Origin of the sequence: Candidatus Afararchaeum irisae, from assembly GCA_034190545.1 — an archaeon.
Taxonomy (GTDB): Archaea; Halobacteriota; Halobacteria; order Halobacteriales; family Afararchaeaceae; genus Afararchaeum; species Afararchaeum irisae.
Map to the genome: position 1 here is coordinate 1 of JAXIOF010000078.1, position 12,094 is coordinate 12,094.

The window sequence follows — 12,094 nt, forward strand, 5'->3', positions numbered from 1 at the left end:
CCAATCATATTGCCCTCTCGAGGCAATGACCAGGGTTCAAATCCCTGACGGAGCACTGGAGCGAGCGAATTTTATGAGTAAGTGAAGCGCGGACGGATGGGATTTGAACAGAGAAGGAACTGACCGTGTTCAAATCCCTGACGTTCGCAAATCTTTGATTTGCGAGCCAGCGAAATCTACGATTTCGCGACGGAGCAAAAACCAGAGGTTTTTGATAACCCGCGAGATCGTAGATCTCGGGACGGGAGCAAATTTCTCTGAAATTTGCATGGAACAGCCGTATATCATCCAACTCCACACTAACCCTCTAAATATGTCTTATCCGTAACCTCGTGGCTCCACTCCAAGAGCTGTCTTGCGTTCTCGTCTCTACGCGCTTCACGTGAGGGCTTCGACGGCTTTCTGTTTTTGAAGTAATAGCCGTCGGGAACGTCTTCCTTCGCCCCGAGATACACGAGGTTTGAGGCTGCCTCCTCCGGAGAGTCGAAGAGGGGGGACAGTATCTTAGCACCTCTTTGGAGGACTGAGGGAAACGACCTCCAGAGACCGCTTCCGAGGACTACACCGGGATGGACTGAGTAGACTCCCACCTCGGTACGGTCGTCGAGAAATCTCGTGAATAGGACGTTTGCGAGTTTCGAGCGGCAGTACGCCGACCATCCCGTTTCGGAGGACTCGAACTTAGGGGTGTCGAGAGCCGCGCCCCTGTGTGCCTCCGACGCCGTGTTGACTATACGTCCGTTTATTACAGAGTCCGACTTCAGAAGATCCGAGACGACTGTGAAGGGAGCGAGATGGTTGACGGCTACCGTGCGGCTGACCTGAGTCCCTCTCCAGTCGACTGTCTCGCCGTCGCGGAAGTAGCCTCCGGCGTTGTTGACGAGTATATCCACGGCTCCATACTCAGACAGCCTCTCGGCAAAAGACTCAACCTCCGATATCTCCGCGAAGTCGGCTCCCACGAACTCCGCCGACGCCCCGTTATCGAGCGCGCCGACCGACTCGACGACCTCCCTACCTTTCTCGGTGTTTCTCCCGTGGACTACGACGTCCGCCCCGAGACGTCCGAGGCTGAGAGCCGTCTCACGTCCTATTCCACTCGTCGATCCCGTGACTACGGCTGTCTTGTCCGAGAGTGACGTCTTAACTTGGGCTATCTCCTCGGGCTTGGATTCATTCACTACCACTGGTACTGAGACTGGAGCCGACGACGTTTATAGATGAAGTACTCCTATTCGACCCGGTGGCTCTGTACTGAAATCAGTCACACTCGTCTTCCCAGTAACTTACGTCGTCGTCGATCTTATAGAAGCCGTGGAGATCCCGACCGTCCTCGCTCCTACCCCCGGGTGGATCGCCCACAAAAACACCCAGACTCTCAGACTTGACTGAGTTCGAGAGCTCTTTTCTGCGGAACTCCCACTCACCGTTTTCGTACTCCTTCCAGTCTTCGTCTTTCTTCTACTACCTACTTTCGGCGGACTCTCCCCTGACCGAGTCGACGGGGAGTCTTCTCGCCACGACGACCGCGACGACACAGATTACCACTGAGACTGTGAAGACCCTCACGAGGCTCTGGGTGAGTATGGGAACCACCTCGTCGGGAGGCGAGCCGTTCCCGAGGAGTAGACGCTGTATACCGCCGAGTCCTGAGACACCGGGAACTGACCTGAGTCTCTCATGCATCGTGAGAGTCATCACGAATCCGAGGACTGAGACTCCCACAGTTCCGCCGAGGTTCCTGAAGAACTGCTGTGAAGACGTCGCGAGTCCCATCCTCTCCTTGCCGAGATGGTTCTGTATCGATGTGAGGAGAGGGACTGTGACACTTCCCATCCCCACCCCTATCACGAATACGGTTGCCATCACGGTGGGTAGGGATGTGCCGACGTCCCAGAGAGAAGCTGCCGCGAAACCCGACGTCATGACTACGGTTCCGAATGTCGCAAGACGTCTCTCTCCCACCCGGCTGACGAGCCTTCCCGCTAAGACGCTCGTCCCCGACCAGCCGAGTGAGATAGGAAAGACAGCGAGTGCCGCGCTTCCCGCCCCTCCCCTCATGCTCTGTACGAATAGAGGCACGTATGCTATCGCGGCGAAGACTGTGAAGCTCGTCAGAAACGCCACGGTATTCGTCGTAACGAAGACGCCGTCTGAGAAGAGTGAGAGCGACAGGAGAGGCTCACGCGCCCTCCTCTCGGCGAAGTAGAATCCGACGGTCGAGACGGCTGAGACAGCCAGGAGGGCTACTGAGACTGAAGTCTCCTTACCCACGAACTCGAGACCCAGAAGGAGCGATCCGACCCCTAGTACGAGGGATACGGCTCCTGGGTAGTCGACGGATTCGGCTTCTCCGGTCGTCTCCTCGAGACCGTAAGACACGAGAGCCACGGCTGCGAACCCGACGGGAATGCTGAGATAGAAGACCCACCGCCATCCCAGGTAGGTGACTATGGCGTATCCCAGAAGGGGACCTACCACACTCGATACCCCCCAGACTGCACTGCCGTATCCTATCGCCTTACCTCTCTTCTCGGGAGGGTATATCACACCGAAGACCGTGTAGGGTATCGAGAACATAGCCCCGCCGCCTATCCCCTGGAGGCATCTGAAGAGTATAAGCTGTGTCATGCTCCTCGAAAGCCCCGAGAGCCCACTCCCGGCGACAAATACCAAGACACCCGCCACGAAGAGCCTCTTCCTACCGTATATGTCAGACAGCTTCCCGAGTACGGGCATCGAGACCGCCGCGAAGAGCATGTAGGAAGCGAAGACCCACGAGTAGAGTTCGAGTCCTCCGAGTGACTTCACGACTGTCGGCATCGCCGTGCTCACGACAGTCCCTTCTATGCCTGCGAGGAAGATCCCCAGAAGAACCCCCGCAGTCGCCGTCCGTCTCTCCTTCACCGTAACTTCCTCACCCTCTCCCTCAGTCTCCCCCGTCAATTCAGTTCTACCTCTGAGTTCTCAGTACTCCTCGGAGTACTCTACGAATCCCTTGAGTATTCCCAGACCCACCTCGCCGCTCTTCTCGGGGTGGAACTGTGTCCCGACGACGTTCCCTCTCTCGTTCGACACGACAGACGAGAACTCGACGCCGTACTCGGTCGAAGCCACGGTCGATCCCGAGCCGGCGTCGGCGTAGTAGGAGTGGACGAAGTAGACATACGAGCCGTCTTCCACCCCTGAGACGACGGGATGCTGTCTCTCGATACTCAGGCTGTTCCAGCCCATGTGGGGTATCTTACCGACGCCGTCGGGGAAACGTACGACACGTCCGGGTATGAGATCGAGACCCTCGACGGCTCCCGACTCCGACCCCTCCTCACTCTCCGTCAGGAGCATCTGCATTCCGAGACAGATTCCCAGGATCGGGGTGTCGTCGGCTGCGTCCTCGACGGCTCCGCGTAGCCTCTCCAACTCCTCCATCCCCTCTCTGAACGCTCCGACTCCGGGGAGGACGACTGCCTCGGCTTCGTCTATCTCCGCCGGACTGTCGGTTATCTCGACGTCTGCGCCCGCGCGTTCGAGACCCTTACTGACGCTTCTGAGGTTCCCGAGACCGTAGTCGACCACACGTACACGTACGTTCACAACTGAGAGACTCCCCTCTTGAGCAAAAGAATTTTGTTTCCACCCTGTTTTATACCGCACCTCCCCGTAAGTACGAAGACCAGATGTCGAGACCCAGATCCGAGTTCGAGAACAAGGTTGCCGACCTCAACCATTACGCCAGGGTTCTCAACCAGAGCTCGTCGGAGGACGACGTCGTGAGTCTGAGCATAGAGGCTACTGAGAACCTCATAGGATTGACACACACGACATACTTCGAACCCACTGACGGGGTTCTGAACGTCGTAGACACCACCACCACGACCGACCGTGTCGAGACCGACGACGCAAACGCCGACGGCTCTGTCGCGCGTGAGGCTTATGAGACGAAAGACTCAGTCGTCGTATCAGGCGACGATATCGACGTCTCGGTCTACTCTGACGCCGAGACGGTCGTAGCAGTCCCTGTGACAGTCGCTGACGACGTAGTCGGGGTAATAGAGACAGTCTCACTCTCGACCGAGACTCAAGAAGGGGACGACGACTCGGATAGAGGCTGTCTCGACGCCGAGAGCGAGATGGTTCATCTACTCGAGATACTCGCCTCACACGCCGGAACCGCGATAAGTAACATAAGGTCGATGGACGAGCTTGAGAGACGCAAGGAGATCATACAGACCTACGACGCCCTTCTGAGACACGACCTGCGTAACAAGCTCGACTCGGTCGAGAGCCACGCGCGGAGGCTTTCCGAGAAGTACCCCGACGACTCTTCCGCCGAGTCCTTACTCACCTCGGTCGAGTCCGCCGACCACGTCCTCACGAAGACACACAGCCTTGTGAGAGGAACCCGATCTGAGCCCGAGACACGTCGGGTTTCACTCCTCGGTGAGGTCGAGGAGGCGATCGACGACGCCGACGGCTACGAAAACCTCTCCGTCGAGTACGATCCCACCGACTTCGAGACCCACGTAGTAGCCGACTGCATGCTCTCGTCAGTCCTGAGTAACCTCGTTACTAACGCCGGCTTCCACAACCAGGGCGACGTAAACGTACGTCTATCGACAGACAAGACCGAAGACGAGATCTCCGTCATTATCTCCGACGACGGACGCGGTGTTCCCGACTCTATCAAGGACAGGATATTTGAGATGGGATTCTCGGGCGAGGACAGTGAGGGAGCCGGAATAGGACTCGGCTATGCGAGGAGGATGGTCGAGAGGTACGGCGGTAGTATCGACGTAGGAGACAGCGACTCGGGAGGTGCTGAGTTCGTCGTGACACTCCGTAAGCCGGTCTCTGAGACGGAGTAGCACAATCGTTTTCCGGTACCGAAATCTACTCCGGGTATGGCACAGACAGTCACCGTAGAGGGAATGGCTTGTGACGGATGTGAGGAGAACGTCGAGGAATCCGTGGGTGATATCGACGGTGTCGCCGATGTCACCGCTAACCACGAGGACGGAGTAGTCGAGGTAGACGGCGACTTTGATATCGGAGCCGTCGAGCGCGCAGTCAGGGAAGCCGGGTACGAGGTCGCTTAGGATCAGATCAAGCCACAGTATGCGCGGCATAGATGATACCGACCTGAAGATACTCGACCTACTCTTAGAAGACGCGAGACGTCCTTACAGCGAGATTGCCGACGAGGTGGGTCTGTCGCCTCCTGCGGTCTCCGACCGGATCGACCGCCTGAAAGAGATAGGGGTCGTAAGACGGTTCACAGTCGACCTCGACAGGTCTCTCCTCGACGAGGGGGTGCGTGTGCTCGTGGATCTCCACCTCGAAGCCAACGCCGACACACGCGACGCTGCCGACGTCTTACGTGCTTTCGACGAGACAGACGACCTCTACACGACCGCTGACTCACGCGTCGTCTTCACGGCGACTACGAGTCCCGAGAGAGTCAGCGAGATAGCCTCGTCGGTCGAGGGGATCGAGGACTACGAAGTCAGCCTCTTGATCGACACGGCTTCGAGCCCCGGAGTGGGTGATGCTACACTCGCTCTCGACTGTGACGAGTGTGGCAACACGGTGACGTCAGAGGGAGAGTCGGTTACGATAGACGGCGATACCTACCACTTCTGCTGTCCGTCGTGTGAGTCATCCTTCGAGGAGAGGTATGAGAGACTAAGAGAGGGAGCTTGACACCTAAGAATCCGAGCTTAGGAGCGGTTTTTACTTAACTTTTTTAGCCGAAAGACGGTTGAATCTGAGTCACGTACTCAGAGTATGAAGGCTAATCTCCGTATCGAGGGCATGAGCTGTGCCAACTGTTCACAGGCAGTCGCAGAGGGGATCTCCTCACTCGACGGGGTCGACGACGCCAACATAAATTACGCCACCGACGAGGGGACAGTCGAGTACGACCCCGAGAAGGTCACCCTCTCTGAGATCTACGACGCAGTCGAAAGGGCGGGCTACGACCCCGTTAGACGGACGCGAACCGTCGAGATACGCGGGATGTCGTGTGCCAACTGTGCCGAGACTGTCGAGAAGTCAGTCGGCGGTCTCGCGGGAGTCATAGACATCGACGTCAACTACGCGACTGACGAGGCGAGAGTCGAGTATAACCCCATCGACGCCGGCGTCGACGAGGTATACGACGCGGTCGAGAAGGCGGGGTACGAACCCGTGAGATCCGACGGCGATGGCACCGACGAGGGAGGTGAAGCCGAGAGCGGATCACAGACCGCCGAGGTCGAGAGAAAGCTCAGACTCGTTCTCTTCGGCGCGTCTTTCGCTGTGCCCCTCCTACTCATGCTCGTCGTCGAACTCTCAGTGGGTCTCCCCGAGTCGGTTCTCGGCGTCCCGACGGGATGGATCGCCTTCGGACTCGCCACCCCCGTCCAGGCTGTCCTCGGAAAGGAGTTCTACGTCAACTCGTACAACGCCCTCGTGAGGAACAGGACTCCGAACATGGACGTCCTGATTGCACTCGGCTCCTCGACAGCCTACTTCTACTCCATAGCCGTACTTCTCGACCTCATCACGGGCGGTCTCTACTTCGACACTGCCGCTCTCATACTCGTCTTCATCACACTCGGAAACTACCTCGAAGCTAGAGCTAAGAGACAGGCGGGAGACGCCCTCAGAAGCCTTCTCGAACTCGAAGCCGACACCGCGACTGTCTTGAGGGACGGCGAAGAAGTCGAGGTACCTCTCGATGAGGTTGAGGTCGGCGATGTGATGAAGGTACGTCCCGGCGAGAAGATACCTACCGACGGAACCGTGATCGGGGGAGAGAGCGCAGTCGACGAGTCGATGGTCACGGGCGAGTCGGTTCCCGTCGAGAAGTCGGAGGGCGACGACGTCGTGGGATCGACAGTCAACAAGAACGGTGTCCTGAGAGTCGAGGCGACTAAGGTCGGAGACGACACCGCTATTCAGCAGATAGTCTCGACCGTGAAGGAAGCCCAGTCGAGACAGCCCGAGATACAGAACGTCGCCGACAGGATAAGTGCCTACTTCGTCCCCGCGGTGATACTCAACGCCGTTATCTGGGGTACGGCGTGGTACGTCTTCCCCGGCACACTCGCGGGCTTCGTCGACGCGCTTCCCCTCTGGGGACTCGTCGGCGGTGGACCCGCAGCAGTCTCTGTCTTCGAGTTCGCCGTGATAGTCTTCGCCTCCGCAGTCCTGATAGCGTGTCCGTGCGCACTCGGTCTCGCGACTCCCGCGGCGACTATGGTCGGGACGGGAATAGGAGCGAGGAACGGCGTCCTCTTCAAAGGCGGTGATGTCCTTGAGCGGGCGAGGGACGTCGACACAGTAGTCTTCGACAAGACGGGGACACTCACCCGAGGCGAGATGAGTCTGACTGACGTAGTCCCTGTAGACAGCCCGGTCGGAGATGGCGGAGTCGCGGTTAAGACATACGACGACGAAGACCTCGTCCGACTCGCCGCGACCGCTGAGACGGGTAGTGAACATCCCATAGGACGCGCGGTCGTCGAGGGTGCCGAGGACAGGGGTGTCGAGTTCGACGAGCCCGAGAGCTTCGAGAACGTCCCCGGACACGGTCTCCACGCCGAGACCGACGAGGGCGAGGTAGTCCTCGGAAACAGGAGACACATGGAGAACAACTCGATAGATGTCTCCGCCGGAGAAGAGACCGCCGAGAGACTCGAAAACGAGGGCAAGACTGCGGTCATGGTCGCCCTCGAAGGACGCCTCATAGGTGTCGTCGGGGTCTCCGACACCGTAAAGCAGACATCTAAGGACGCAGTCGGGAGACTTCAGAGTAGGGGACTCGAAGTCATGATGATCACGGGCGACAACCCACGTACTGCCCACGCAGTCGCCGATGAGGTCGGCATAGACTCCGACGACGTCCATGCCGACGTACTCCCCGACGAGAAGGAAGAGGTCGTCTCGGAGATACAGTCCGACGGTAGACGTGTCATGATGGTCGGCGACGGAGTCAACGATGCCCCCGCCCTCGCCGTCGCCTACGTCGGGACTGCGATAGGAAGCGGAACTGACGTCGCTATAGAGGCGGGCGACATAACACTCATGAGAGACGATCCCCTCGATGTCGTCAAGGCTCTCCGTGTCTCCGACGCCACACTCTCGAAGATCAGACAGAACCTCTTCTGGGCGCTCGGATACAACACAGCGATGATACCCCTCGCGTCCCTCGGTCTTCTCCAGCCCGTCCTTGCCGCGGGAGCTATGGCGTTTTCGAGCGTCTCGGTTCTGTCGAACAGTCTTCTATTTAGGCGTTACGACCCCCACACTGACTACTCGTTCCTCGGCTGGCTGAGGCGGTAGCTTCGGTGTCTGCCGCCACCCTAGATTATAAACCGTATGAACGAGTACCCCTTCCATGGAAGTCGTATACGCGACAGATCTGTCAGAGCCGACAGAAGCGGCGGTAAAGTCACAGACGTGTCTCGACTGTCTTAAGAGGGTCGGCGTCGACAAGATACATCTCATCCACGTCATAAACGTCTCGATGAGGTCGGGGATCGCACCCTTCGACCTCGAATGTCCTAAGCACGAGCTACTCGACGGACAGAAGGGAGTTCTCGAAGACGAGGGCTTCGAAGTCGAGTCCCACGTCGTGAGAGGGACTCCTTACAGACGCATAAACAACCTCGCTAAGGAGGTCGATGCCGACATGATAATAGTCGGCTCAAAGGGACGTGGACGTATAGAACGCACACTCATAGGAAGTACTGCGAAGAACATGGCGAGAACCGCGTCTCGTCCTCTCCTGATACAGCGTATAAAGGGACAGGAGGAGAGCGAGATAGAGGTCGCCGAGAAGGCTATCTTCTCACGCGTGTTACATCCTACCGACTTCTCCGAGAATGCACAGAGAGCGTACAACGAGTTCCAGGAGATACAGGAGTCGGTACAGGAAGTCGACCTACTCCACGTCCTCACGGGCGAGGAGGACGTAGTCGGAGGCGAACAGGGAGCTAAGGATACACTCGAAGAGCTCCGCGGCGAGCTTGAGGATCTGAAGGACGACATAGACGTAGAGACGAACGTCCGTGAGGGCAACGCTGTCGACGAGATACTCGCAGAGGAGGACGACTGGGATCCGTCGCTCGTTCTGATGGGATCACGTGGTCTCAGCAGGATAAGACGTCTCCTCCTCGGAAGTGTGACTGAGAGCGTAGCAGAGAAGTCAACGAGTAATGTCCTAATCGTTCCGCCGTCGGGGGCTAAGACGACGAAGACAGAGTAGTATTACGAGAGCACCATATCTATTAACCCGGCGCGCACGACGTATCCGTATGGAGATATATCCCGATTTCAAGCTCTGGTTCACCGACGACGACGGGGACTACGTCTTCGGCGAGGGGACTATGGCTCTCCTTCAGGAGATAGACGAGACGGGAACAGTCTCGGAGGCAGCCGAGAACACCGAGATGAGCTACAGGTACGCTCTCGACAAGATACAGACAGTCGAGGAACGTCTCGGGACGACTCTCGTCGAGAGGAAGAGAGGCGGAAGCGAAGGAGGGGGAGCGTCTCTGACCGACGACGGGAAGACGATGTTACGTGAGTACGACGAGGTCAGACGGAGCATCGACGACTGTGTCGGGAGCATACAGATATGAGAGAGATCGAGACAAAGATCGACCTCGTCGAAACGCTTGAGTCGGGACAGACATTCGTCTGGAGACGTCAGACTGACGGCGACGGATTCTCGACAGCAGTCGAGGGAGAGGGAGTGAGGGTCTACCAGGACGACCACGAGGAAGGCGTTCGGTACGAGACCACGGGAGCCTCCGAGAAAGCCGTCAGACGTCTCCTCGGCTTAGACGATCCTCTCGACGAGATACACGACGAGATCTCACACGACGAACTCGTGAGACGCGGTATCGACGAGTACCCGGGTCTGAGAGTCGTCAACGACGGATTCTTCGCGTGTACAGTCTCTTTCATAATCAGCGCGCAGAACCGTATACCGCGCATAAAGAGCCTCGTCGACGAGATCAGACGAAGGTACGGTGAGCCGATCGAGGGTTACGACGCTTATGTCTTTCCGTCAGCCGAGACTCTCGCCGAGGCGGGAGAGGAAGAGCTCAGAGAGATAGGTCTCGGGTACAGAGCCCCGTATGTCGTCGAGACGGCGCGTATGGTCGCAGACGGTGAGGTCGACCCCGGCGAGGTGAGGCGGATGGAGTACGTCGACGCACACGACGAGGTCAAACGTCTCATGGGCGTCGGAGACAAGGTCGCCGACTGTATACTCCTCTTCTCGCTCGGCTTCAACGAGGCGGTTCCGATAGACACGTGGATAGACGAGGCTATAGAGACCTACTACCCCGACTTAGCGGGGTCGAACTACTCCGAGACGTCGGAGAACTTCCGCGACTACTTCGGAGAGTACGCCGGCTACGCTCAGAACTACATCTTCCATTACATAAGGAACCACGAAATCCGCTAATCTCTGATTAGCGTGCCAACGAGACCAAAGCTCTTCGGATGTCGACCCGAGTAGCTGTCCTGACATTTATGTTCTGTCTCCGTGATGCCTATACAGGATGTCCCAGTCCGACGTTAACAAAGGTGAAGACGGAGGTCAGAAAACGAGACTAAGAGCCGACCTGCTCCGACGCGTCGGATTCGGCGTACTCCTCATTCTCTTACTCGGGACTGTCACGTATGTCATCACGCGGTTTACCGCGACAGCCGTCTTTACCGTCTTTCTCTACTATGCGAGCCGTCCTATACACAAGAGCCTGAAGTCGCTCTCCGACCACCGTTTTCTCGGAGACGTCTCCTTCCCATACCAGTCGAGGGCGAGGGCGGCGGCTACGATACTCATATTTCTGATACCCTTCGTCGCTCTCTTAGGCTACACAGTCTCGCTCTTAGTGCCCGAGATACGTGATGCTCTCGGAGAGGGTTATGTCCCTGACATTGGTGTACTTCCGACACCCACCGACTCGCCCCCTCTCACCCTCGAAAGTATACGTGGTCTGACAGTCTCGGAGCTACGTCAGCTCGCCAACGACGACTCGGTTCGGAGATGGCTGACCACTGCCTCTGAGAGTATATCTAACACGGTTACGGCTGCAGGTGGCGTCCTACTCAGAGGCTTCTTGGTCTTTTCGGGAACCTACTACCTACTAGCCGACGGCAGCCGTCTCAGAAACTGGCTCCTCGACATGTATGACTCAACAGGGATAGTCGAGACTTACGCCGACGCCGTCGACCGTGAACTCTCGTTGATACTCTTCGGAAACATACTCAACGCCTTCGTGACAGCCATAATCGGCATAGGAATCTTCTACGCCTACAACTACGTCGCACCTGAGGCGGTCGAGGTTCCGTATCCGGCTCTCGTAGGTGCTCTCACGGGCGCGGGAAGCCTGATACCCGTCGTGGGGATGAAGATAGTCTACCTTCCTGTCGCAGCCTACATGGGGACGATGGGATACCTCTCCGCGGGTGTCGAGGTTCTCGTCTTCGTCGCGGTCTTCGTCACCGTGACACTCGTCGTCGTTGACCTCGTGCCCGACTTCCTCGTGAGACCTTACGTCAGCGGCAAGCACACTCACATGGGTCTCCTAATGTTCGCCTACATACTCGGGCCCGCTGTCTTCGGATTTTACGGCATCTTCTTGGGTCCTATCTTACTCGTCGTGACCTCACAGTTCGTTCGTGTAGTCGGTCCGTATGTCGTCCACGGCGATCTGCCACAGGCGTGAACCGCCTCGGGGTCAAGTGGTTCGAGACGCGGAGCGTCTCGTCATCACGGAAGACGAAGTCTTCCGTACGACCCCGAGGCTTCCCGTGGATTAGTTGGACACTCCCACGATACCATCGGTCTGATAGCCTTGAACGGCGTCGTGGGTCACGGTCGGGGCGTCCACAGCCCCCGATGCCTGCCGTCTCACCTTCCGCACTTGGGGAAGGCTGTTAAGAGCAGGCACATTCCAGTCCTGATGCTTCTTGATGCCTTTTACGGCGATGTTGATGCTTGCACCACGGTCGCTGTGGTCTTGGTGGGAACACGACCGACACTTGAACCGCTTCTTGTGACGGTTCGCACGCTCCGTATGCCCGCACATCGGAC

General features: G+C 57.7%; 12 protein-coding genes. 8 read left to right on the forward strand and 4 right to left on the reverse strand.

The window, feature by feature from the left end:
- Positions 1-299 precede the first annotated feature (299 nt).
- The 3 genes from SV253_08470 to hisH all read right to left on the reverse strand — a co-directional run bounded on the left by SV253_08470 (position 300) and on the right by hisH (position 3,594).
- On the reverse strand, positions 300-1,187 hold the full coding sequence (locus SV253_08470) for an SDR family NAD(P)-dependent oxidoreductase (protein MDY6776088.1): 888 nt from the start codon (positions 1,185-1,187) through the stop codon (positions 300-302).
- 277 nt (positions 1,188-1,464) lie between these two features.
- Complete coding sequence (locus tag SV253_08475; protein MDY6776089.1) at positions 1,465-2,946, reverse strand: MDR family MFS transporter; 1,482 nt, start codon at positions 2,944-2,946, stop codon at positions 1,465-1,467.
- A 21-nt stretch (positions 2,947-2,967) separates the two neighbouring features.
- Positions 2,968-3,594, reverse strand: a complete 627-nt coding sequence (gene hisH / locus SV253_08480; GenBank protein MDY6776090.1) for an imidazole glycerol phosphate synthase subunit HisH — start codon at positions 3,592-3,594, stop codon at positions 2,968-2,970.
- A gap of 83 nt (positions 3,595-3,677) precedes the next feature.
- Between hisH and SV253_08485 the strand changes: the two genes are divergently transcribed.
- The 8 genes from SV253_08485 to SV253_08520 all read left to right on the forward strand — a co-directional run bounded on the left by SV253_08485 (position 3,678) and on the right by SV253_08520 (position 11,726).
- Complete coding sequence (locus tag SV253_08485; GenBank protein MDY6776091.1) at positions 3,678-4,865, forward strand: HAMP domain-containing sensor histidine kinase; 1,188 nt, start codon at positions 3,678-3,680, stop codon at positions 4,863-4,865.
- Positions 4,866-4,901: 36 nt separating this feature from the next.
- Positions 4,902-5,096 carry a heavy-metal-associated domain-containing protein gene (locus SV253_08490; GenBank protein MDY6776092.1) on the forward strand — a complete coding sequence of 65 codons (195 nt, stop codon included), beginning with the start codon at positions 4,902-4,904 and terminating at the stop codon, positions 5,094-5,096.
- Between the two features lie 19 nt (positions 5,097-5,115).
- On the forward strand, positions 5,116-5,700 hold the full coding sequence (locus SV253_08495) for an AsnC family transcriptional regulator (protein MDY6776093.1): 585 nt from the start codon (positions 5,116-5,118) through the stop codon (positions 5,698-5,700).
- An 84-nt stretch (positions 5,701-5,784) separates the two neighbouring features.
- Positions 5,785-8,325 (forward strand): heavy metal translocating P-type ATPase, encoded by a 2,541-nt coding sequence (locus SV253_08500; GenBank protein MDY6776094.1) that lies wholly within the window; start codon positions 5,785-5,787, stop codon positions 8,323-8,325.
- A gap of 55 nt (positions 8,326-8,380) precedes the next feature.
- The gene (locus SV253_08505; protein MDY6776095.1) at positions 8,381-9,250 is read left to right on the forward strand and encodes a universal stress protein; all 870 of its coding nucleotides are present in this window, start codon (positions 8,381-8,383) and stop codon (positions 9,248-9,250) included.
- A gap of 49 nt (positions 9,251-9,299) precedes the next feature.
- Positions 9,300-9,626: a LysR family transcriptional regulator gene (locus SV253_08510; GenBank protein ID MDY6776096.1), complete on the forward strand. Its 327-nt coding sequence runs from the start codon at positions 9,300-9,302 to the stop codon at positions 9,624-9,626.
- On the forward strand, positions 9,623-10,459 hold the full coding sequence (locus SV253_08515) for a DNA glycosylase (GenBank protein MDY6776097.1): 837 nt from the start codon (positions 9,623-9,625) through the stop codon (positions 10,457-10,459). The genes SV253_08510 and SV253_08515 overlap by 4 nt, the downstream gene beginning before the upstream one ends.
- Positions 10,460-10,556: 97 nt before the next feature.
- Entirely contained in the window at positions 10,557-11,726 is a 1,170-nt protein-coding gene (locus SV253_08520; GenBank protein ID MDY6776098.1) for an AI-2E family transporter, read from the forward strand.
- A 90-nt stretch (positions 11,727-11,816) separates the two neighbouring features.
- On the opposite strand, the gene SV253_08525 is transcribed toward SV253_08520, so the two are convergent.
- Positions 11,817-12,094: zinc ribbon domain-containing protein (locus tag SV253_08525; protein ID MDY6776099.1), on the reverse strand; the 278-nt coding region annotated here is incomplete at its 5' end.

What these genes read in the sequence shown, in the direction of transcription:
- SV253_08485 (MDY6776091.1), top strand. Translation starts at nt 3,678, where the DNA reads ATGTCGAGACCCAGATCCGAGTTCGAGAACAAGGTTGCCGACCTCAAC.
- SV253_08490 (MDY6776092.1), top strand. Translation starts at nt 4,902, where the DNA reads ATGGCACAGACAGTCACCGTAGAGGGAATGGCTTGTGACGGATGTGAG.
- SV253_08495 (MDY6776093.1), top strand. Translation starts at nt 5,116, where the DNA reads ATGCGCGGCATAGATGATACCGACCTGAAGATACTCGACCTACTCTTA.
- SV253_08500 (MDY6776094.1), top strand. Translation starts at nt 5,785, where the DNA reads ATGAAGGCTAATCTCCGTATCGAGGGCATGAGCTGTGCCAACTGTTCA.
- SV253_08505 (MDY6776095.1), top strand. Translation starts at nt 8,381, where the DNA reads ATGGAAGTCGTATACGCGACAGATCTGTCAGAGCCGACAGAAGCGGCG.
- SV253_08510 (MDY6776096.1), top strand. Translation starts at nt 9,300, where the DNA reads ATGGAGATATATCCCGATTTCAAGCTCTGGTTCACCGACGACGACGGG.
- SV253_08515 (MDY6776097.1), top strand. Translation starts at nt 9,623, where the DNA reads ATGAGAGAGATCGAGACAAAGATCGACCTCGTCGAAACGCTTGAGTCG.
- SV253_08520 (MDY6776098.1), top strand. Translation starts at nt 10,557, where the DNA reads ATGTCCCAGTCCGACGTTAACAAAGGTGAAGACGGAGGTCAGAAAACG.